Origin of the sequence: Curtobacterium sp. ZW137, from assembly GCF_003762905.1 — a bacterium.
In the GTDB taxonomy this organism is placed as follows: domain Bacteria; phylum Actinomycetota; class Actinomycetes; order Actinomycetales; family Microbacteriaceae; genus Curtobacterium.
Window position 1 is genome coordinate 451,167 of sequence record NZ_RJKS01000002.1, and the last position, 21,648, is coordinate 472,814.

General features: G+C 70.7%; 19 protein-coding genes. 11 read left to right on the top strand and 8 right to left on the bottom strand.

Annotated elements, in window-relative coordinates:
• Window positions 1–2 precede the first annotated feature (2 nt).
• Genes EDF55_RS07285 through EDF55_RS07300 form a run of 4 tightly spaced genes read left to right on the top strand, consistent with a single transcriptional unit; the run spans window position 3 to window position 3,829 of the window.
• A complete protein-coding gene (locus EDF55_RS07285; RefSeq protein WP_123654264.1) occupies window positions 3–986 on the top strand; it encodes a carbohydrate ABC transporter permease in 984 nt (327 codons plus the stop codon).
• Window positions 979–1,860, top strand: coding sequence for a carbohydrate ABC transporter permease (locus EDF55_RS07290; protein WP_123654265.1), 882 nt, complete (start codon window positions 979–981; stop codon window positions 1,858–1,860). Before EDF55_RS07285 ends, EDF55_RS07290 begins: the two co-directional genes overlap by 8 nt.
• 35 nt (window positions 1,861–1,895) lie before the next feature.
• Window positions 1,896–2,726 carry a ThuA domain-containing protein gene (locus EDF55_RS07295; protein WP_123654266.1) on the top strand — a complete coding sequence of 277 codons (831 nt, stop codon included), beginning with the start codon at window positions 1,896–1,898 and terminating at the stop codon, window positions 2,724–2,726.
• 35 nt (window positions 2,727–2,761) lie between these two features.
• Window positions 2,762–3,829, top strand: coding sequence for a Gfo/Idh/MocA family protein (locus EDF55_RS07300; protein WP_123654717.1), 1,068 nt, complete (start codon window positions 2,762–2,764; stop codon window positions 3,827–3,829).
• A 142-nt stretch (window positions 3,830–3,971) separates the two neighbouring features.
• Here the strand turns inward: EDF55_RS07300 and EDF55_RS07305 are convergent, their stop codons facing one another.
• The gene (locus EDF55_RS07305) at window positions 3,972–4,436 is read right to left on the bottom strand and encodes a MarR family winged helix-turn-helix transcriptional regulator (RefSeq protein WP_165931453.1); all 465 of its coding nucleotides are present in this window, start codon (window positions 4,434–4,436) and stop codon (window positions 3,972–3,974) included.
• 166 nt (window positions 4,437–4,602) lie between these two features.
• Between EDF55_RS07305 and EDF55_RS07310 the strand changes: the two genes are divergently transcribed.
• Both EDF55_RS07310 and EDF55_RS07315 read left to right on the top strand, forming a co-directional pair.
• Window positions 4,603–6,756: an MDR family MFS transporter gene (locus EDF55_RS07310; RefSeq protein WP_185017212.1), complete on the top strand. Its 2,154-nt coding sequence runs from the start codon at window positions 4,603–4,605 to the stop codon at window positions 6,754–6,756.
• A 4-nt stretch (window positions 6,757–6,760) separates the two neighbouring features.
• Complete coding sequence (locus EDF55_RS07315) at window positions 6,761–7,342, top strand: TetR/AcrR family transcriptional regulator (RefSeq protein ID WP_123654268.1); 582 nt, start codon at window positions 6,761–6,763, stop codon at window positions 7,340–7,342.
• A 54-nt stretch (window positions 7,343–7,396) separates the two neighbouring features.
• Here EDF55_RS07315 and EDF55_RS07320 read toward each other — a convergent pair whose 3' ends face one another.
• From EDF55_RS07320 to EDF55_RS07340, 5 genes are all read right to left on the bottom strand, one after another.
• Complete coding sequence (locus EDF55_RS07320) at window positions 7,397–8,647, bottom strand: OpgC family protein (protein ID WP_185017214.1); 1,251 nt, start codon at window positions 8,645–8,647, stop codon at window positions 7,397–7,399.
• A gap of 15 nt (window positions 8,648–8,662) precedes the next feature.
• Window positions 8,663–9,892, bottom strand: a complete 1,230-nt coding sequence (locus tag EDF55_RS07325) for a hypothetical protein (protein WP_123654270.1) — start codon at window positions 9,890–9,892, stop codon at window positions 8,663–8,665.
• Window positions 9,880–10,296 (bottom strand): ATP-binding protein, encoded by a 417-nt coding sequence (locus EDF55_RS07330; RefSeq protein ID WP_165931455.1) that lies wholly within the window; start codon window positions 10,294–10,296, stop codon window positions 9,880–9,882. The genes EDF55_RS07325 and EDF55_RS07330 overlap by 13 nt, the downstream gene beginning before the upstream one ends.
• Window positions 10,293–12,248, bottom strand: a complete 1,956-nt coding sequence (locus EDF55_RS07335) for a glycosyltransferase (protein ID WP_260235874.1) — start codon at window positions 12,246–12,248, stop codon at window positions 10,293–10,295. Before EDF55_RS07335 ends, EDF55_RS07330 begins: the two co-directional genes overlap by 4 nt.
• 208 nt (window positions 12,249–12,456) lie before the next feature.
• Window positions 12,457–13,203 carry a TetR/AcrR family transcriptional regulator gene (locus EDF55_RS07340; RefSeq protein ID WP_123654272.1) on the bottom strand — a complete coding sequence of 249 codons (747 nt, stop codon included), beginning with the start codon at window positions 13,201–13,203 and terminating at the stop codon, window positions 12,457–12,459.
• Between the two features lie 129 nt (window positions 13,204–13,332).
• On the opposite strand from EDF55_RS07340, the gene EDF55_RS07345 reads away from it, so the two are divergent.
• Window positions 13,333–14,271, top strand: a complete 939-nt coding sequence (locus EDF55_RS07345; protein WP_123654273.1) for an NAD-dependent epimerase/dehydratase family protein — start codon at window positions 13,333–13,335, stop codon at window positions 14,269–14,271.
• 172 nt (window positions 14,272–14,443) lie between these two features.
• Here the strand turns inward: EDF55_RS07345 and EDF55_RS07350 are convergent, their stop codons facing one another.
• Window positions 14,444–16,207, bottom strand: coding sequence for a DEAD/DEAH box helicase (locus EDF55_RS07350; protein ID WP_123654274.1), 1,764 nt, complete (start codon window positions 16,205–16,207; stop codon window positions 14,444–14,446).
• A 77-nt stretch (window positions 16,208–16,284) separates the two neighbouring features.
• Between EDF55_RS07350 and EDF55_RS07355 the strand changes: the two genes are divergently transcribed.
• The 4 genes from EDF55_RS07355 to EDF55_RS07370 all read left to right on the top strand — a co-directional run bounded on the left by EDF55_RS07355 (window position 16,285) and on the right by EDF55_RS07370 (window position 20,550).
• Complete coding sequence (locus tag EDF55_RS07355; protein WP_123654275.1) at window positions 16,285–16,914, top strand: GntR family transcriptional regulator; 630 nt, start codon at window positions 16,285–16,287, stop codon at window positions 16,912–16,914.
• A 183-nt stretch (window positions 16,915–17,097) separates the two neighbouring features.
• The gene (locus tag EDF55_RS07360) at window positions 17,098–18,531 is read left to right on the top strand and encodes an MFS transporter (RefSeq protein ID WP_243698310.1); all 1,434 of its coding nucleotides are present in this window, start codon (window positions 17,098–17,100) and stop codon (window positions 18,529–18,531) included.
• Window positions 18,532–18,625: 94 nt separating this feature from the next.
• Window positions 18,626–19,528, top strand: coding sequence for an ABC transporter substrate-binding protein (locus EDF55_RS07365; RefSeq protein WP_165931456.1), 903 nt, complete (start codon window positions 18,626–18,628; stop codon window positions 19,526–19,528).
• Complete coding sequence (locus EDF55_RS07370; protein WP_123654277.1) at window positions 19,525–20,550, top strand: ornithine cyclodeaminase family protein; 1,026 nt, start codon at window positions 19,525–19,527, stop codon at window positions 20,548–20,550. Before EDF55_RS07365 ends, EDF55_RS07370 begins: the two co-directional genes overlap by 4 nt.
• Window positions 20,551–20,583: 33 nt before the next feature.
• On the opposite strand, the gene EDF55_RS19165 is transcribed toward EDF55_RS07370, so the two are convergent.
• Window positions 20,584–21,636 carry a helix-turn-helix transcriptional regulator gene (locus EDF55_RS19165; protein ID WP_123654278.1) on the bottom strand — a complete coding sequence of 351 codons (1,053 nt, stop codon included), beginning with the start codon at window positions 21,634–21,636 and terminating at the stop codon, window positions 20,584–20,586.
• Between the last annotated feature and the right edge of the window lie 12 nt (window positions 21,637–21,648).

Genomic DNA, 21,648 nt, shown 5'->3' on the forward strand with positions numbered 1-21,648 from the left:
GCATGACCAGCACTGCAGAGCCCATCGCCCCGCAGCGGGCCGTCGGCGACGGGGCATCCGCCTCGTCCCGGCGGCCCGGGCGCCGGGGGCCGGGAACGCGCGGCAGGAGCCTCCGCTTCGAGCGGATCGCCCAGCTGCTGTTCCTGCTCCCCGCCGTCGTCTTCCTGGTGTTGTTCTTCGGCTACCCCGTCGTGAAGAACATCATCATGAGCTTCCAGGCGTACACGACGAGCACCTTCTACACGGGCGAGGCCCCGTGGGTCGGACTCGCGAACTACGTCTCCGTCGTCTCGTCCCAGCTGTTCGGCACCGCGCTCCTCAACACGGCGCTGTTCACGATCGGCTCCATCGTCGGTCAGTTCGTCATCGGGCTCGCGCTCGCGCTGTTCTTCCGACGGAACTTCCCGCTCTCCGGGCTCCTCCGCTCCCTGCTCCTGCTGCCGTGGCTCCTGCCGCTCATCGTCTCGAGCGCGGTGTGGAAGTGGATGCTCGACCAGGACTCCGGCGTCCTCAACCAGTTCCTCAACGTGTTCGGGATCGGCTCGGTGCCCTGGCTGACGAGCCCAGCCGTCGCCCTCATCACGGTGATCGGCGTGAACATCTGGATCGGCATCCCGTTCAACACGACGATCCTCTACGGCGGTCTGCAGGACATCCCCGCCGAGCTGTACGAGGCGGCGTCGCTCGACGGCGCCACCGGGTGGAAGGCCTTCTGGGCGATCACCTGGCCGATGCTCCGCCCGGTCGTCAGCGTCACGCTCGTGCTCGGCGTCGTCTACACGATCAAGGTGCTCGACATCATCCTCGGGTTGACGAACGGCGGCCCGGCGAACGCCACCCAGACCATCGCCACGCAGTCCTACGACCTGTCGTTCAAGCAGTTCGACTTCGGGCAGGGCGCCGCGCTCAGCAACATCCTCATCGTGATCTCCGCGCTGTTCGCGATCGTGTACCTGCGCCTGAACCGGAAGGCCGTCGATGACTGAGGCAGCACGCACCACGACGCTGCGCACCCGCGCACTCACGGTCCAGGGCCGGAGACCCGCCCGCGCCACCACCCCGAAGCAGTGGATCCTGTCCGGCGTGGGGATCCTGATCCTCGCCGTGATGCTGTTCCCCGTCTACTGGATGATCAACATCTCGCTGCAGCCGGCGGGCCCGGCGATCGAGGCCGCCTGGTTCCCGATCCATGCGCAGCTGCACGGGTACGCCCAGGCGATCGCGGACCAGGGCGGGGCGCTCGTCACGAGCCTCCTGATCGCCCTCGGCAGCGTGGTCGTGAGCCTGGTCATCGCGACACCGGCGTCGTACGCGCTCGCCCAGTTCAAGGTGAAGGGCGTCGGGGCCGTCCTGTTCGGCATCCTCATCTCGCAGATGATCCCCGGCATCGTCGTCGCGAACGCGCTGTACGCGGCGTACAACGACCTCGGCCTGCTCAACACGATCCCCGGGCTGATCCTCGCCGACTCGACCGCGGGCGTCCCGTTCGCGATCCTCATCATGCGGGCGTTCATGCAGAACATCCCGCCGTCGATCATCGAGGCGGCGAAGGTGGACGGTGCCGGCAACTTCCGGGCGTTCCGCTCGGTCGTCATCCCGATCAGCTTCAACGCCCTGATCACCGCGGGGCTGTTCGCGTTCCTGTTCACGTGGAGCGACTTCCTGTTCGCGCTGACCCTCACCACCACCGGTGACGTCCGCCCGATCACGCTCGGCATCTACAACTACATCGGCACCTTCACCGCCGACTGGTCGACCGTCATGGCCGCAGCGGTGATGGCGTCGATCCCCGCCATCGTGCTGCTCCTCGTGGCACAGAAGTTCATCGCCGCCGGGGCCACCGGCGGTGCCGTCAAGTGATCCCAGCACCACCACGACCCCGGAAGGCCGACACCATGACCACTACCCCGCTCCGCATCACCGTCTGGGGCGAGAACGTCCACGAGCAGGTCGAGCAGCACGTCGCGGACCGGTACCCCGACGGCATGCACGGCGCGATCGCGGACGGCATCCGGGAGAACCTCCCCGACGCGCTCGTCCGGACCGCGACGATGCAGGAACCCGAGCACGGTCTGACCGACGAGGTCCTCGCGCAGACCGACGTCCTCACCTGGTGGGGGCACGCGGCACACGCCGACGTCGACGACGCCGTCGTCGACCGGGTGCACAAGCACGTGCTCGCCGGCATGGGCCTCGTCGTCCTGCACTCCGGCCACTGGTCGAAGATCTTCGGCAAGCTGATGGGCACGACGTGCACGCTCCGGTGGCGGAGCGAGCACGACCAGGAACTCGTCTGGACCGTGAACCCGCAGCACCCGATCACCCGCGGCGTGCCGAACCCGATCGTCATCCCCGAGCAGGAGATGTACGGCGAGTACTTCGACGTCCCGACCCCCGACGAGCTCGTGTTCATCTCGGGCTTCACCGGCGGCGAGGTGTTCCGGAGCGGCATGACGTACCGCCGCGGCCTCGGGAAGATCTTCTTCTTCTCCCCCGGCGACCAGGACTTCCCCGTGTACCACCACAAGGACGTCCGCCGGGTGATCGCGAACGCGACCGAGTGGGCCCGCCCGGAGCGCGAGCGCGAGATCCCGACGCTCCGCCGCTACGACCTCGGGGAGTACTTCGAGGGCCAGCACTACCGCGGCCCGTTCGACGACGCCCCGGTCGCGGAGACCGAGACGGCCGCGGAGACCGAGACCGAACCGGCCGAGGCCCGCGCGTGACGCCCCTCCGCGTCGTCCAGGTCGGCGCCGGCGGCATGGGCCGGGCCTGGCTCGGCACGGTCGCCGCCGACCCCGAGGTCGAACTCGTCGGCATCGTCGACCTGGACCTCGACGCAGCACGCGCCGGCGCGGAGACGGCCGGGGACCCGTCGATCCCGGTCGGCACGAGCCTCACCGCACTCGCGGCGGAGACCGGTGCCGAGGCCGTCCTCGACGTCACGGTGCCGGTCGCCCACCACCCGATCACGCTCGAGGCCCTGCACGCCGGCCTGCCGGTCCTCGGCGAGAAGCCGGCAGCGCAGACGGTCGCCGAGGCACTCTCCCTCGCCGCAGCCGCCGAGTCCACCGGTGTGCTGTTCATGGTGTCCCAGTCCCGCCGCTACAACGACCGGCTCGTCGCCTTCCGGCAGCACGTCCGCGGGCTCGGCGACCTCGGCACGCTGAGCACCCGGTTCGCGAAGGCCCCGCACTTCGGCGGCTTCCGCGAGGAGATGGACGACGTCCTGCTCCTCGACATGGCGATCCACCCGTTCGACTCCGCCCGCTACGTGCTCGAGCGGGATCCCGTGTCGGTGTACTGCGAGTCGTACAACCCGTCGTGGTCCTGGTACCGCGGGGATGCTGCTGCGGCGGCGGTGTTCACGTTCGAAGACGACATCCGCTACGTCTACGACGGCTCGTGGTGTGCGCCCGGCGCGGAGACGTCGTGGAACGGCGACTGGCGCGCGTCGGGTGCGGCCGGGACCGCGCTCTGGGACGGCGACCACGACCCGTCGAGCGACCTCGACGGCACACCGGGGTCCCCCGCTGCGGCTGACGGCGTCGGCGAGGAGATCGCCGGTGCGCTGTCGTCCTTCGTCCGGGCGCTCCGCACCGGGGTCACCCCGGACGGCGAGGTCCACGGGAACATCATGAGCCTGGCGATGGTGGAGGCCGCCATCGCGTCGACCCGGTCGGGGCAGCGCGTCGTGATCGACGAGGTGCTCGACCGCGCGCACGCCGAGGCGCTCGCAGCCGAGCGCGACGACGCTGCGCGCGAGCGCCTGGCGGCGTGGGGCTCGGTCCGCAACGCACTCACGGCGGCGGTGCCGGCCACGGGGTGAGACGGCGACCCACAACGGACGGGAGGCCCGGTGCCAGCTGGCACCGGGCCTCCCGTCCGTCTGCGGCCGGCTCCGCACCGTGCGAGGTTCCGGACACCGTGCCAGCGCCTGCCACACCGTCCGCGACCTCGCACAGTCCGCGTCAGCGGCGGTGGACCGCCGCCCGGAGCACGTCGTCGGCGCGGTCGTTCAGCCGGCCGAGCAGCGCCGCGAGGGCGCGCAGGTCGTCGTCGGCGAACTCCCCCACGATGTCGTCGAAGGTCTCGTCGCCGTGGGTGTCGAGCTGGTCCAGCAGGCGACGCCCCGCTGGCGCGAGCTCGAGCAGGCTCGCGCGCCCGTCCTGGGGATCCGGTGTCGTCCCGAGGTGACCGGCCGACACGAGCGATGCCACGCGACGACTCACGACCGGCCGGGACAACCCGGTCAGTTCCGCGACGGCCGTCGACCGGACCGGGCCCAGGTGTTCGACGGCCCGCAGGAGCACCCGCGCCGTCGGGTCCAGGCCGCCGCGCTCCTCGATCAGGACGGAGCGGAGCGCCTGCCGGACCCAGAGGCGGTCGAGCTGCTGCCGGAGAGCACGCTCGGAGTCGTTGCGGTCGTCGGTCACGTGGCCAAGCGTACGACCCGAATTTAGTTGCTTGCTGGAAGCATCTGGTGTAACTTTGCAGTCGCTGCAAGGTCGAGACCGGTGCCGACGCCCACCCCAGGGGTCCGCGCGCACGGCACGTCCGGTCTCCCCCGCAGCCGACCGACCGATCGAACCGAAGGAACCCATGTCAACCGCCACCGCACCCGTCCCGGTGCACCGCGGGCGTCACAGCGCCCCCGCTCCCGGCAGCGCCGGGAACGGCCAGCAGCCGCTCATGACGCACCGTCAGATCCTGCTCGTCATCTACGGCCTGATGGCGGGCATGTTCCTGTCCTCGCTCGGGCAGACGGTGTTCGGCACCGCGATCCGCACCATCGGCGACGACCTGCACGGCCTCGACCAGCAGGCGTGGGTGACGACGGCGTACCTGATCACCTCGACGATCGCGACGCCGATCTACGGCAAGCTCTCCGACATCTTCGGCCGTCGGCCGCTCTACATCTTCGGCATCGTCGTCTTCATCCTCGGCGCCGTGCTCTCCTCGATGTCCACGTCGATGCTCATGCTCGCCGGCTTCCGCGCCGTGCAGGGCATCGGCGCCGGCGCGCTGATGTCGCTGCCGCTGGCGATCATGGGCGACATCCTCGCGCCCCGCGAGCGGGCGAAGTACCAGGGGTACTTCCTCGCCGTGTTCGGCATCTCCTCGGTGATCGGCCCGCTGATCGGCGGCCTCCTCGCCGGCACCAGCGAGATCCTCTTCATCACCGGCTGGCGCTGGGTGCTCCTCATCAACGTGCCGATCGGGATCGCCGCGCTGATCATGGTGATCGTCTTCCTGCACCTGCCGAAGGTGCACGACAAGGCCGAGAAGCCGAAGGTCGACTGGTGGGGCGCGACCGCCGTCATCGTCACGCTCGTCCCGCTGCTCCTCGTCGCCGAACAGGGCCGCACCTGGGGCTGGGGCTCCGCCGCCGCCATCGCCTGCTACGTGATCGGCGTCGTCGGTCTCGTCGCACTGCTCCTCATCGAGTCGAAGATGGGCGACGCGGCGATCATCCCGCTGAAGCTCTTCCGCTCCGGCACGTTCTCGATGGCCACCGTGATCGGGTTCCTCGTCGGGTTCGCGATGTTCGGCGCGATGCTGACCATCCCGCTCTACCTGCAGATCGTCGTCGGCCTCAGCCCCACCCAGTCCGGCTTCGCGACGCTGCCGCTCGTCGGCGGCCTGATGATCGCGTCGATCACCTCCGGCCAGATCGTCGCCCGCGTCGGCCGGTACCGGATCTTCCCGGTGATCGGCACCGCGCTGGTGTCCGCCGGCTACGTCGTCCTGACGTTCATGTCGATCGACAAGCCGCTCTGGTTCCTGATGATCGGGATGTTCCTCATCGGCCTCGGGCTCGGCTCCGTGATGCAGTCCCTGACCCTCGCGTCGCAGGGGTCCGTCCAGGCACGTGACATGGGCGTCGCCACGTCCTCCGCGACCTTCTTCCGCCAGATCGGTGGCACGCTCGGCACCGCGGTGCTGCTGTCGATCCTGTTCTCCGTCATGCCGACGAACATCGTGCACGCGACCGCGAACCGCGCCGACCTCACGAGTGCGCTCGATGCGGCGCTCGACCCCACCGTCGCATCCGCTCCCGCGAACCGTGGCGTGATGCGGCAGATCTGGACGCCGATCGTCACCCCGATCGAGGAGCAGGTCGACGCCGGGCTGGCGGACGGCACGACGGCGGCGAAGCAGGCGGCCGACCAGGCCGTCACCGACCAGGTCACCGCAGCCGTGCAGGCGCAGGTCGCGGCGGGCACCGTCCCGGCTGCGGCAGCGCAGACCGTCATCGACCAGCAGGTCGCAGCGGCCACCCCGGCCGCCGAGGCCACGGCACTCGACGCCGCCGCGTCGAAGGCGCACGCATCGGTCTCCGACGGTGCCCTCGTGGTCGACTGGTCGGACGACGCACAGCGCTCGTACTACGTCGGCCAGGCCGTCCCGACGATCGTCGAGTCGCTGAACGACTCGTCGAACGACTCGAGCGCGTCGGCCACGAACGACACCTCGTTCCTGACCGGTGCCGACAGCCGCCTCACTCGACCGTTCATGAGCGGGTTCAACGCCTCCGCCGTGACGATCTACTGGGTCGGGCTCGGGGTCATCCTGCTCGCGTTCGTCCTGACCTGGTTCTTCCGGGTGCCGCCGCTCCGTGCGCGCTCCGCACTGCAGGAGCGGGCCGACATGTCCGCTTCGGCCGAGCTCGAGGCGGAGGCCGGGATGGCCGCTGCCGAAGCCGGGTCCTTCACCGGGCCGATGACCGGCTCCACGCCGACCGTCCGGCGGTGACGTCGTGACCCCCACCGTGGCCGAGTCCGAGCCGTGCTCGCTCCGGGAGCGGAAGAAGCAGCAGACCCGGCAGGCCATCCACGACGCCGCGCTCCGGCTCGTGGCGGACTCCGGCCTCGGTGGGGTCACCGTCGAGCAGATCTGCGCGGCGGCACACGTCTCCCCGCGGACCTTCTTCAACTACTTCCCGTCGAAGGCGGACGCGGCGCTCGGGTTCCCGCCGAACACCGTGCCCGCCGCGGTCCGGACGCGGTTCCTGGCGTCGTCCGGCGCCCTCGTGTCCGACGTCTGCGCCCTGGTCGCGCACACGGTCGCCCTGCCGCAGGACCGGCACCGCGCCCGTGACCTCGTCGAGCGGCACCCCGAGGTGATGCCGACGATGCTCGACTGGATGGCCGCGACCCGGCGTGCCGTGATCCGGGTCGCCGCCGAGCGCACCGACGAGCAGACCGCCCGCACGGCGGTGACGCTCGTGATGGGCGCGCTCATCGAGCTGGCGCAGCGCACCACCGTGGCCGACGGGGACGAGCTCACCGCGGTGCTGCGGGGCGTCGTCGGCGAGATGGGGGCGCTGGCGCGGGCCTGACGCGCGGGGGCGCGGGGGGCGCGGGGGGCGCGGGGGGCGCGGGGGGCGCGAGCTTCAGCGCGGGATCACGCTGAACAGGAACTTCTTCCGCACCATGTACCAGGCCAGCAGGATCAGCAGCGAGTGGGTGACGAAGCCGATCCACCCGTTGCTCCAGTCGACCCCCGGGATCGACGCGATGGCCAGTGCGAAGAACACCTGCCAGACGAAGACGTAGAGACTCGCCTGCCCGATCGGGATCCACAGCCACCCGATCGCCGCCGCGATCGGCTTCCAGAACACGGTGAGGATCGCGTAGGACACGATCGCGAAGAACGCGATGTCGACCAGGCGCCCCCACTGCAGGTCCACCCGCTGGTACGCCGTGTTGTACAGGTCGTCGTACATCGACGCCGGGAACGGCACAGGCGTGAAGCCGAAGTGGTTCGCGGCCCAGACGTAGACCAGGAACGCCGCGTAGCCGCAGATGCCGACGCCGATCAGCACCTTCCCGAGGCGTCCGGTCAACGCACGCACGATCTGCCGGCGGTAGTAGCCGAGGACCAGGCCGTGCGTGAACACGACCTGCCAGGTGAGGAGCGGGAACACCGACTCGAACTGGGAGTTCAGCGGCCGGAACTCCGGGTGGAGCGCCTGGAAGACGTAGAGGGCCCAGCTGCCGATGAGCACCGCCCACCAGAACCCGCGCCGGATCACCCAGAGCAGCGGCGGGATGAACAGGCTCAGCACCACGAAGAGGCCCATGATGTTGAACGGCCACGGCCCCATCTCGAGCAGCAGGAACTGCCGGATGGCGTACCAGGGCGGCGGGTACGCGAGCAGCTGCATGGCGTTCGGGTACAGGTCGTAGACGCGTCCCTCGGCGCCGACGCCGCCGGTCCCGGTCCCCCGGTCCGTGAACGTCGTGATCGCGTCGGTGTTCAGGAACGGCAGGAAGCTCAGCGCGAAGACGACCGCGATCACCACCAGCGTGACGAGGTACTGCTTCCGCGCGCGCTTCCAGGCGCCGACCGCGGCCACCCACTCGCCGAACTTCTTGATCGCGAGCGGGTAGGTCATGCCGAGGACCATGCCGGAGAGGAACACGAACATCTCCGCGCCGGTGATCGCCCCGACCGCGTGCAGCGTGATGTACGAGTACGGACCACCGATCTCGATGTGGGTGATCACCACCGCCAGGATGATGAACCCGCGGAACAGGTCGAGCCGCAGGTCGCGCCCGGGCTTGCCGTCGTCGGGGTACCGCCAGCTCGGCAGGAGTCGGCCGAACAGCCCGCTCAGCAGGAACACGATCGCGAGCCCCACCGCCAACCAGACGATTCACGCCATCTGGTCGCCGCCGGTGTCGAGCTGCTGGTTCGTCGCCGCGTTGCCGTCCTGCGGCGTGACCCGTTCGGTGACGGGGCCGAACACGAACCGGTCGGTGCCCTGCAGGTCGGTGCGGAAGGAGCCCGCGATCCCCGGCACCGCGGTGTCCCGCCAGTCGGCCACGCGGTTGCCGGCCTCGGGTTCGCGCCGGTTCGTCTCGAGGAAGGTCACACCGCGGATGAGCGGGCGGTCCTCGATCGCGCTGAAGACCTGCCGCCACCACCCCTGCTTGACCGCGAGCTCCGTCGCGCCCCGGAGCGAGTGGTCGTACAGCGCACCGGTGTCCAGGAGCATCGGCCGGTCGTGTCCCACGGCGAAGCGGTCGTAGAAGTCGCTCTGCTGCTGGGCGTCGTAGCCCCAGGCCTCGTCGAACCGGGCTGCGACCTCGCCCGACACGGGGACGTCGTTCGTCGTCAGCGGGACGTCCCGACCGGCCGCCTGGGTCGCCTTCCCCTTGCCGAAGAAGAACATCGACATGCCGACCCAGTCGACGGACGAGTCGCCCGGCCAGTAGGGCTGGTACGGATCGTCGGCGGCGGTGAGCTGGCCGTCCCCGTTGGTGTCGAGCTTCGCGGTGTCCGTCGCTGACAGGTCCGCCAGGCGCCCGGCGGACTCGCCGAACGGGTACCCGGCGCCGTACGACGGGGACCAGACCATCAGTGCGTCCGACGTCCCGCCGTGCACCGCGGTCGCGAGCGCGCGGAACGCCCGCACGTACTGCGTCGGCTGCTGCCCCCAGCGCACCCACGTGCCGTTCGTCTGCGGTGCGAAGCGGACGAGCACCTGCGTGTCGTACTGGTCGTGCACTTCCTCGAACAGCGTGTTCGCGTGCCGGGCGTCCGCGGCGGTCAGCGACCGGAGCGCGGCGTCGGGCTCCAAGCTGACGACGAGGGTCGCGCCCTGGGCGGCCGCGGCCCGGGTGGAGCGCAGCAGCTGCCGTTCCGCGCTCGCGTCGACGGGGTAGTCGATCTCCACCGCGTAGCTCGAGGGCGTCGCGCCGAGCCGCCCTTCGTACCCGTCGGGGGCGTCCGATCCCCAGTCGAGGTCCGGCCCGAACCAGGTCTTCCCCGAGGACGGCGACAGCGACGCCGCCTGCGCCGGGATGGCTCCCCCGAGCAGGAGCACGCCGACCGTGACCAGGATCGCCACGACACGGACGAGCGTCCGCCTCACCGTGTGCACACCAGGGTCCAGACGTTGTGCCCGTGTTCGTGCCGGTGTTCGAGGCGGTCCAGCGCGGCGATGGCGAGTGCGAGCCCGCGGCCGCTCTCGGCGTCGAGGTCGGCCATCGTGACGGCGCTGAGGTCGATGTCGACCGGCAGCCCGTTGTCACGGAGCTCCGCGGTGAACTCGTGGTCGGTGGCGGTGAGCTCCACGGAGTATCGGCGTCCCTGCTGTTGGTCGGCGCGAGCGGTGTGCTCGACGATGTTCGCGGCGATCTCGGCGAGCGCGGTCTCGAGCGCGAAGCGGTGCGCCATGTCGTCGACGCCGAGGCCGGCCCACCACGCGCCGAAGCGGTCCTGCACGGTGTCGAGGCTCTCCGGCACGGCGGGCACGTCGAAGGACGCGACGTCGAAGGCCGTCACAGCGGACCACCGGCCGTGCTCGACTCGTGCTCGGACTGCACGCCGGTCCCCGGGCCGCGGTACAGCACCGCGCGGATCACGATGCTGAAGATGAACAGGTCGAAGACGACCCACGCGGTGTTCACGAGCGGCGCGATGCCCGACGCCTGTCCGGCGAGGTACCGGATCCCGATCAGGATCAGCGCGGCGACGAGCGCGGCCATCGCGATCAGCTGGGGCCGGACGAGGTCCCAGCGCGGCTTCTGCTCGGACTCGTCGCGGACCTTCGGGGTGACGCGGAACCCGAGGGGCTTGCCGCGGAACACGTTCTCGAACGCGCTCGTCACGCTCTCGATCCACACCGGGAAGAGCGCGAGGGAGTACTGCTGCCCGCGCCACGTGGGTCTACCGGCCGCGACCACCCAGAACAACAGCTGGTTGAGCACCAGGAACGGGATGAGCCGGGCGAAGAAGTCCACGCTGTAGGCCTGGACGGGGACGACCCCGAACGACAGGCAGAGCACCGGCGCCGCGATGTAGACGATGGCCGCGAAGCCGGACAGGTAGCTCCACATCGTGGAGAAGTACATCAGGCGCTGTCCGAACGACAGGCCCTTCTGCACGAGCGGGTTCTGGCGGAAGAACACCTGCATGGTGCCCTGCGCCCAGCGGAGCCGCTGTACGAGCATCGTCGGCAGGTCTTCGGGGGCGAGGCCCTTCGCCAGGATCTCGTCGTGGTAGGCCGACTTCCAGCCGAGGCCGTGCAGGCGCATCGCGGTCGCCATGTCCTCGGTCACCGAGATCGTCGCCAGGGGCATGATCGCCTGGGCCTCGTCGCCGCGGTTCACGTCGACGGCGCGGGCGAGCACGGCGATCGCCTCGATCGCCGCGACCGGCGACGCGTTCCGCTGCCCGAGGACGTCGAGTGCGGCGTCGTCGAGCCCGGCGAACGTGTTGGCGTCCGTCGACATCGCGGCGAGTTCCTGCAGGTCGTTCCGCACCGACTCGAGGTCGGCCGCGGCGAACCGGAACGCGATCGCGTCGATGCCCCGCTGGAACTCGTACGTGACGTCACCGAGCGGTTCGCTGCCGGCCATCTGGTCGCGGGCGCGGTCCACCACCGCTTCGGCGTCGTCGAGGGCGCGCAGCACGCGCGGGTCCGTCTCGGTCTCGCGGGCGCGGGACAGGAGCTTTCGGGAGGTCTTGATCGTGCGCTGGACGGACGCCTCGACTTCGCGGACGTAGCGGGAGATGCCGAGCTGCATCAGGGCTTCTCGCCGGAGGATGGCGTTCGACCCGCAGAAGAACGCCGCGTTCCAGCCGTCCTTGGACTGCTGGATCGGGCCGTAGAACAGCGGCGCCTGGCTGCCGAGGAGGTCGGCGTCGGGCACGTTCTCGAACCACTGCGGTGTCTGGACGAGCGCCATCCGCGGGTCCTTGAAGTACCCGAGCGTGCGGTCCAGGATCGCCGGGTCGGGGACCTGGTCGGCGTCCAGGATGAGCAGGAACTCGCCCTGGGTCGCCATCAGCGCGTTGTTGAGGTTGCCCGCCTTGGCGTGCCGCGGCCGGTCGATCCAGTCCTGCCCGCGGGTGATCACGCCGAGCCCGAGGCGCTCGGCAGCGTCGCGCATCTCCGGCCGGTTGCCGTCGTCGAGGATCCACGTGCTGTGCGGGTACGTGATCGCCTTCGCCGCGTGCGCGGTGCGCATCACGAGGTCGACCGGCTCGTTGTACGTGGTGATGAACACGTCCACGGTGACGTCGGTGCTCGGGGTCGTCGGTGGTTCGCCGCGTTCCCGGAGCTTCCAGGCACCGAACGCGAACAGCAGCGAGTCGATCACGCTGTACGTCTCGGCGAGGATCAGCGGCACCGCGATCCACCACGAGTGCCAGTTCACCGAGGCGACCCAGCGCCATGCGACGTAGTTGATGCCGGCGAGCGACGCCAGCACCGCAACGGTCCGGACGGTCACCAGGCGGCGGCGCGCCGTGCTCTGCGTGAGGCGCCGGCGGTCCTGCCTGCTGAGGTCGAGCGCCGTCACCGTCGGGCTCCCGAGCCGACGACGGCCGTCGTGGTGCGCTGCAACGTGTCTCCTGATCGCGGCGTGGTGGTTGGTCACGCCCTGTCCGTCGGGTCGGACTCGGCGTAGGGACCTGTCTACCCCAGACCCGCTCCGTCTGTCAGCCCGCCGCCCCGATCTGGGGATGGACGTCGACGGAGAAGCCGATGTCCGCCGCCAGCCGCTCCACCACGAGGTCGAAGTACGCCGCGTGGTCGGAGACCGACCCCACGTAGTGCCCGAACAGCTCGAACGACACCGTCCCGAACACGGCCGTCCAGGCCATCAGCGTGCGCATCACGGCCTCGGCGGGCGCGTCCTTCGCGATCCCCCGCGACCGGATGTACGCGGCCGCACCGTCGACCACCGACCCGACCGGCCGGGGAGCCGGGCTGACCGTGGGCGGTGGGAGGGGCCTCCCGGCCATGGCGTCGACCACGATCCGGACCAGCACCATCGTCGCGCGCGTGGCGGGCTCGATCGTCTCCTGCGGGGCCGCGTAGCCGGGGACGGGACTGCCGTAGAGCAGCGCGAAGTCGCCGGGGTGCGCGACGGACCAGTCGCGGACCGCGCGGCACGCGGCGAGCCAGCGTGCGCCGACGTCCTGCCGGTTGTGCGCGGCGTCGGCACGTTCGACGGCGTCTCCGAGTTCGTCGTAGTCCTGCACGAGGAGCGCGGTCAGCAGGTCGTCCCGGCTCGGGAAGTACCGGTAGAGCGCGGAGGACACCATCCCGACGTCCCGGGCGACGGCCCGGAGGCTGAGCTGCGCGGGCCCCTCGTCGGTCAGCCGTGCCCGTGCGGCAGCCAAGATGCGTCCCCGGATCGTCTCGCGAGCCAGGTCTCGTGCGGTCGGTGGCCGGTCTGTCATCCCTCCACCCTGGCACGCGAGAGCACTGCACACAACCGAGAGCACTGCTCTTGCGGTGGGCGGCACCGCGTGTCATGCTCATCGAACAGAGAGCACTGCTCTCGCGATTCTCGGACGGAAGGACTCCCCATGTCGGACCACCTGGTCATCGGCGCCGGCCCCGTCGGCCGGCACGTCGCCGCACTCCTCGCCGAGCGTGGCGAGCACGTCACGGTCGCCACCCGCTCGGGTCGTGACACCGGCCTGGAGGGCGTTGGTCACGTCGCCCTGGACGCTGCGGACCCCGAGGCACTCACCCGGGCGACCGAGGGTGCGGCCGCCCTCTACAACTGCGCCAACCCGGGCGACTACACGCAGTGGGAGCGGACCTGGCCGCCGCTCGCCGCCTCCCTGCTCACCGCGGCCGAGCGGACCGGCGCGGTGTACGCGATCACCGGGAACCTCTACCCGTACGGCCCCGTCGACGGCCCGATGCGCGAGGACCTGCCCGACGCGGCGACCGACCACAAGGGGATCCTCCGGGCGCGGCTGTGGCGGGATTCCCTCGACGCCCACCGCGCCGGCCGGGTCCGCGCCGTCGAGGTCCGGGCATCGGACTACGTCGGACCCGGCATCGGCGCGAACGGCCACATCACCCGTGTGCTGCCCGGTGCCCTCGCGGGGAAGACCGCGTGGATGATCGGCCGCACCGACCTGCCGCACACCTTCACGGACGTGCTCGACGTCGCGCGGACCCTCGTCGCCGCCGCCGACGACGAGTCCGCGCACGGACGCCTCTGGAACGTCCCCTCGAACCCGCCGAGGTCGCAGGTCGAGGCGCTCACCGACGTGCTCGCCGCAGCCGGGAAGCCGCCCGTGACCGTGCGGCGGCTGCCCGGTGGAGCACTACGTGCGCTCGGGTTGGTCTCGCCGATGATGCGGGAGATCGCCGACATGCGGTACCAGTGGACGGCGCCGTACGTGCTCGACGACACCGCGGCCCGGGCGCACTTCGGCATCGAGCCGACCCCGTGGGACGAGGTGTGCCGCCGCACCGCCGCCGGGGTCGCCGCGTCAGGTCGCGCGTAGGACGTCGTTCCGCGCGTTGGCAGTCGTTTCGCGCGTCGGCAGTCGTGCCTTTCGACCCCCTCCGCACGTTTCGACCACCCAGCGCGGGTGCGGTGGGTGAGAACGCAACCCACTGACAGACGGGAGGCCCGGTGCCAGCTGGCACCGGGCCTCCCGTCCGTGTCGTCCTGGGTCAGTAGCGCGGCTTGCGCACCGGACGCTCGTCGCGGTCCTCGCGCGGGCCACGGCGGTAGCCGCCACCGCGGCGGTCCGGCTGGATCTCGATGAGACGACCGCTGATGCGGGTGTCGCGGAGCTTGTCGAGCACGTCGCCCGGCATGTCCGACGGCAGCTCGACGATGGAGAAGTCCGGCTGGATGCGGATCGCACCGAAGTCGTCGCGACGCAGCCCGCCCTCGTTCGCGAGCGCCCCGACGATCTGGCGCGGCTCGACGCGGTGACGACGACCGACCTCGATCCGGTACGGGGTCATCGGCACCGAGCGGCGACGACGGTCGCCACCGTCGGCCTCGCGCTCGCGGCCCTTGCGGTCGTCGCGACGCTGGTCGCGCTCGACCTGGCGGCGGAGGGCGTCCTCGGCCGGGTCGAGGAGCAGCGGGGTGTCCCCCTGCGCGACGACGGCGAGGGCTGCCGCGACGTCCTGCTCGGGGACGTCGTGGTGCTCGACGTAGTGGGCGATGATGTCGCGAAACGCCTCGATGCGCTCACGCGACTCGAGTGCGGCGGTGATGGCGTCGTCGAAGCGCGTCAGGCGGGTGACGTTGACGTCCTCGACCGAGGGCAGCGTCATCTCGGTGAGGGGCTGGCGCGTGGCCTTCTCGATCGCGACGAGGAGACGACGCTCACGCGGGGTGACGAAGCTGATCGCCGCACCGCTGCGGCCGGCACGACCGGTGCGGCCGATGCGGTGCACGTAGGACTCGGTGTCGACCGGGATGTCGAAGTTCACGACGTGCGTGATGCGGTCGACGTCGAGGCCTCGGGCGGCGACGTCGGTCGCGACCAGGATGTCGAGCTTGCCCGACTTCAGCTGGTTCACGGTGCGCTCGCGCTGGGCCTGGGCCACGTCACCGCTGATGGCGGCTGCGGCGTACCCGCGGGCGCGGAGCTTCTCGGCCAGGGTCTCGGTCTCGCTCTTGGTGCGGACGAAGATGATCAGACCCTCGAAGTCCTCCACCTCCAGGATGCGGGTGAGCGCGTCGACCTTCTGCGCGTACGACACGATGAGGTAGCGCTGCGTCGTGTTGGCGGACGTGGTCGTCTTCGCCTTGACCGTGATCTCGGCCGGGTCGTTGAGGTACTGCTTCGAGATGCGGCGGATCTGCGCGGGCATCGTCGCCGAGAAGAGCGCGACCTGCTTGGTGTCCGGGGTCTCGGCGAGGATCGTCTCGACGTCCTCCGCGAAGCCCATCTTGAGCATCTCGTCGGCTTCGTCGAGGACCAGGTACTTCAGCTCGGACAGGTCGAGCGTGCCCTTCGCGATGTGGTCCATGATGCGACCAGGGGTGCCCACGACGACGTCGACGCCGCGGCGGAGCGCGGAGAGCTGCACGCCGTACGCCTGCCCGCCGTAGACCGGGAGGACGTGCACGCCGCGCATGTGCGAGGCGTACTGCTCGAACGCTTCGCACACCTGCAGGGCGAGCTCGCGGGTCGGGGAGAGCACGAGGGCCTGGGGCAGCTTGCTGCCGGCTTCCATGCGGGACAGGACGGGCAGCGCGAACGCGGCGGTCTTGCCGGTACCGGTCTGCGCGAGACCGACGACGTCACGCCCTTCGAGCAGGGTCGGGATGGTCGCGGCCTGGATCGCGGAGGGGGTCTCGTACCCGATCTCCTTGACGGCCTTGAGGACGGGCTCGCTGAGCCCCAGGTCGGCGAACGTCACCACGGGCCCCTCGTCGATGGGCTCGGTGGTGCTGTTCGTGTCGGAACTCATCCTGGTACGGTACCCGGTCCCCGGCGCAGAGCACGACCAAACGATGCGCAAGAACACGGCCTGCATAGGATTCGGGCGTGGACTCCAAAGCTGCCTCGGTCATCCGGATCCTCCGCGCGGAGATCATCGACGGCACGCTCCCCGGCGGCACCCGCCTGAAGGAGGACACCATCGGTGCCCGGTTCGACGTCTCCCGGGTGCCGGTCCGCGAGGCGCTCCGGCAGCTCGAGACCGAGGGGTTCGTGGTCTCCGAGAAGTACAAGGGCGTGACCGTCGCGTCGACCTCCACCGCGGTCGTCGTCGAGCTCATGCAGATCCGCCGCGGGCTCGAGACGCTCGCCGCCGGCCTGGCCGCCCGACGACGCGGGGGCGACCAGGCCGCCGGGTTGCAGGCCGTCGTCGCACGCGGCCGGTCAGAGGGCGAGGCCGGGCACTTCGCCGAGCTCCCGCCGCTGATCTTCGAGTTCCACCGGCTCGTGGCCAGGGCATCGGGGAACGCACGACTCGAGCAGATGATCGAGCGGCTCCTCGAACAGACCGCGTGGGGCTTCGAGCAGGAGATCGAGGACCGGGTGACCTCCAGCTGGACCGACCACGGCGCCGTCGCGGCCGCGATCCTGGCCGGATCGCCGATGCAGGCGCGCCTGCTGATGGACGAGCACATCGAGAAGGACGAGGCGATCTACCGCCGGTCCTTCCCTGGCTAGGAACGTATACAAAGATGCCGCGGTCTGAAACGATGGCCCCCGAAGTCAGCGGTACTTCGGGAACGGAATCGAGACCTTACATGCGCGAAACCAGCCGGAAACAGGTTTTCGTATACAAAAGTCATGACCTCGTGAATCCAGTCCCATCGGACTCACCCCGCGAACCCATCCGTGGAGTTACCCATGACTGCCGTAACCCGCACCACCGCCCCGACCGCCACCGTCCCGCCGTCCGGATCGCGTACCGTCGCCTCCTCGCTCGACCGGATCGGCTTCACCCGAGCCCAGTTCTGGATCTTGATGCTGATCCTCGCCGGGGAGTTCTTCGACACCCTCGAGCAGAACTCCGTCGGCGCGATGGCCACCAACATCAAGGCCTCGCTGCAGATCGGAGACGTCCAGCTCACCACGATCAACACCGCGACCGTCCTCGGCGGTCTGGTCGGTCGGTTCGTCGCCGGCTGGCTCGCCGACCGCTACGGACGCCGTTTCTCGCTCAGCCTGAACCTGCTCGTCTACACGCTGGGCGGACTGCTCAGCGCGATCTCGTTCAACTACGACATGCTCCTCGTGAGCCGCTTCATCGTCGGCATCGGCATCGGCGGCGAGTTCATGATCGGCATCGCGATGCTGTCCGAGATGGTGGCCACGCGCTTCCGCGGCGGTCTCATCGCGACGATCAACGTGGGTGCCGGCGGCGTGGGCAACTTCATCTCCTACGGACTCTTCCTGCTGCTCCTCGGCCCGCTCGCCCCGGCGCTCGGCGGCGACCACCACGTGTGGCGCTGGACGTTCGTCATCCTCGCGGTCCCCGCCCTGTTCGTCGTCCTCTACCGTCGCCGCCTGCCGGAGACCCCGCGCTTCCTGCTCTCGAAGGGCCGCGTCGCCGAGGCGAACCGGTCCCTCGCGATCCTCGCGTCGAACTCGCTGCGACCCACCGACGCGAAGCCCCCGGTGGAGCTGACCGAGGCGGACCTGCCGCCGGAGCAGCTGCACTCCTCCCCCGCCGCGGTCTTCCACCGCTCGGTCCTCCGTCGCACGATCTCGATCGGCGTCGCGTCCTGGATGGCGTTCGGGTCGCAGGTCACACTGAACTTCCTGATGCCGACGCTGCTCGTCGAGCGCGGCTACTCGGTGTCGCAGAGCCTGCTCTACACGATGATCATGAACATCGGTTCGCTCCTCGGAGCCACGACCGCGGCGCTCATCGCCAACCGCGTCGGGCGGCGGAGCGCCGTCACCGCTGCCGGTGTCCTCGGCTGTCTGACGGCCCTGGCGTTCGCGGCGTTCGGCAACAGCACTGCCGCGATCCTCGTGCTCGGTGCGCTCTTCCAGTACTTCACGATGGTGACGAACACCACGCTCGCAGCCTGGACCGCCGAGGTCTACCCGACGTCGATCCGTGCCTCGGGTGCGAGCATCGTGAACGGCATCGGCAACATCGCCGGCGCGGTGATGCCCTTCCTCGCGATCGCCCTCTACGGCTCGTTCGCCTTTGCCGGTGTCTTCGGCCTGGCGGCACTGATGTACGCGATCCTCGTGTTCGCGGCCCGCTTCGCACCGGAGACCCGCGGACGCTCGCTCGAGGACGTCAACGAGCTCGCCCTGTCCCGCTGAGCGCGTGGGCGTCGGCACTCCCGGCGCCCGCACTCCCGGCACCACCAGCACCCGTACCAGCACCAGCACCAGCACCGACCCCATGGAGGAACTCATGGACACCCTCACCGTCTCCGCGACCGCGAACGGCCTCAACTACCTCCCCGAGTACGTGGCGGACGTCTCCGGCATCTTCGCCGAGCACGGCCTGTCCGTGACCGCGAAGGCCTGCGACCCGTGGACCGGCGTCCTCGACGACCTCGAGTCCGGCGAGGCCGACCTCGCTCTCGGTGGCCTCTGGGTCCCCGCGATGTACGCCGGTTCGCCCCGTGCGCTGAGCGTCGTCGGGCAGCTGAACCACAAGTTCCCGATGACCATCGTCGCGCGGAACGCGACCGGGCCGGTCGGGCTGGACTGGCTCGCCGGCAAGGTGGCACTGGCACCCGGCGCGGGCGGCAGCGCTCCGTACGAGTACACGGCCGGACTGATCCGCGAGGCCGGACTCGACCCGGCGGCCACGCGCTGGGTCCGCGACCTCTCGACCGCGATGCTCATCGAGCTCTACCGCGCCGGACTCGGCGACGCGATCGTGCTCGACCTCGTCTCGGCCATGGAGCTCGAGGCCGCCGGTGACGGCACCGTCGTCTTCCGCCACCTGGACACGGGCGTGATGCCGAACAGCGTCTACTACACGCGCACCGATCGCGTCGCGGAGCTCGGCGAGAAGATCGAACGATTCGTCGCGGCGATCGACGTCGCCGAGCGGCGCATCACCGCAGGTGCAGCCGGTGCCGACATCGAGCAGGTCCTCGCCGCGCGCTGGCCCGACAAGGACCACGACCTCCTCCGTTCCGCGGCGCAGCAGATGGCGGACGGCGGCGTCTGGGACAGTGTCACGATCGACCGAGGCGCCTCGGACCGGTGGATGCAGATCCTCGACGAGGGCGGACTGGTGACGCACCGGCCGTCGTTGGAGGAGTTGCTCGGCAGCACCAGCGCCGTCGGTTCCGCCTCGTGACCCTGGTCCTCGGAGCCGACGACGTCCGCCGGCTGCTCCCCGAAGTCGACGCGATCGCTGCGGTCGAGGCCGTGCACGCCGACCTGGGCTCCGGCGCGATGGTGCAGCCCGCCCCCGTCACGCTCGGTGGCACCGACGACGCCCTGTTCCTCCCGATGGCCGTCCGGTCGGACCGGCTCGGCTTCGCGGCGGTGAAGCTGATGGCGGACATCCCCGCGAACGTCGGCACGGCCCTGCCCAGCCAGCGCTCGACGATCCTGGTGTCCTCCGTCTCGACAGGCGAGTGCATCGCGGTCATCGACGGCGCCGGCATCACGCGGGTCCGGACTGCGGCGGCCTCGGCGGTCGCCACCCGGCACCTGGCACGGCCGGACAGTCGGGTCCTCGGCCTGGTCGGCGCGGGCAACCTGGCGATCGAGCACGTCCGCGCGATCAGCGCGGTGAGGCCGATCGAGCAGGTGGTCGTCTGGTCACGCTCGTCATCGACCGTCGAACGGTTCCGCGAACAGCTCGCGGAGGCCGGTGACGGAGCGACGGACGTGGCCGTCGTCGTCGCCGAGGACCCCCACGATGTGGTGGAACGTACGGACGTGCTCTGCACGCTCACCCCGTCCGTCGAGCCGATCGTGCGCGGTGCCTGGCTGCACCGTGGACAGCACGTCAACGCGGTCGGCGCCCGGCCGCGTCCGACGCACCGCGAGCTCGACGCGACCGCGATGGCCAGGGGCACCCTGGTGGTGGACAGCGCGGCGACTGCGCGCGCGAAGTCCGGGGACCTGGTGCTCGCGACCGCCGAGGGCGCACTCCGGACGAACGCGCGACTCGTGGAGCTGGGCGAGGTCGTCGCCGGTCTCGCGAGCGGACGGGCGTCGGAGGACGAGATCACGGTGTTCGACTCGGTCGGGCTCGCGGCGCAGGACCTTGCGGTGGCCGCGGCGGTCATCCAGCTCGCGCAGCGGCACGGGGTGGGCGAAACAGTCCACCTCTCGGCTGCCGCGTCGTCGCTCGCCCCGGTGCCCTGAGGTCCGGCGTCCCGAGGTCCGGCGTCCCGAGGTTCAGGCCGTCCGGCGCTCGCTCCGCACGCGCAGGCGCCGGGTGGGGGCGTTCCGGAGCGTCTCGGCGGGGAACTCCCCGAAGCGCTGTGCGTAGGCCGCGGAGAACCGTCCCATGTGCCGGAACCCCCAGTCGCGGGCGACGCCGCCGACCGTCACCACACCGGGGTCGGCGAGCTGGAGGACGACCCGCACGCGGTCCAGTCGCATGTCCTGGACGAAGGCCATCGGCGATCGACCGGCCTCCTGCAGGAACGCACTCTGCAGCGTCCGTGCGCTGACGTCCGCGGCGCCGCAGAGGTCGGAAAGGGTCACTGGTCCGCCGCAGTGCGCCGCTGCCCAGGAGCGCGCCGCCTCCAGGGTCCGTCGCGCAGCGCGACCACCGACCGACGGCTCGCCGACCGACGGCTCGCCGGCCTGCGCGGTGCCGAAGACGGCGAGGACGGACTCGGCGAGCTCCACCTGGAGCGACGACCGGACCACGGCGGAGTCGTCGCCCGAGACCGCGGCCGACGCCACGGCGGCGATCGCGGCGCGGAGGCCGGGCAGTCCGTCGGATCGCGGACGCCGGTTCAGCGTCGGCACGTCGCCGACGTCGGGTTCCACGAGTCGGCCGACGGCACGGAGGAAGGCCAGGTCGATCCGCACGAGGTGGTGCACGCCGGCGGGAGCGGAGAACGAGAACGGTCGGGCCACCGGGAACGTCTCGGGGACCCCGGGCAGCGTCACGTCACCCTCGGCCCCGGTCCCGATGCGGGCACCGCCCGTCGCCGTCCACCCGAACACCAGCCCGTCGCCCGGGTCCACGACGCCGTGGCGTTCGGTCGACACGGCGGCGTTCAGCAGTTCGACGTGCAGGTCGCGGATCGAGCGGTGCCGCAGGCGGAACGCGGTGTCCGTCCCGAACCCGATGCACTGCGCGTGGTAGCGGTCCTCGTACAGCCGGGTCGCGATGGCGCGGTCGTTCGTGGCCCGGTCCGCAACCCGGTGCTCGACGACGTGTGGTCCGTCGCCGACGCGCGTCAACACGACGAGGCGGACGCCCGTGGTCCGCACACGTGCTCGACG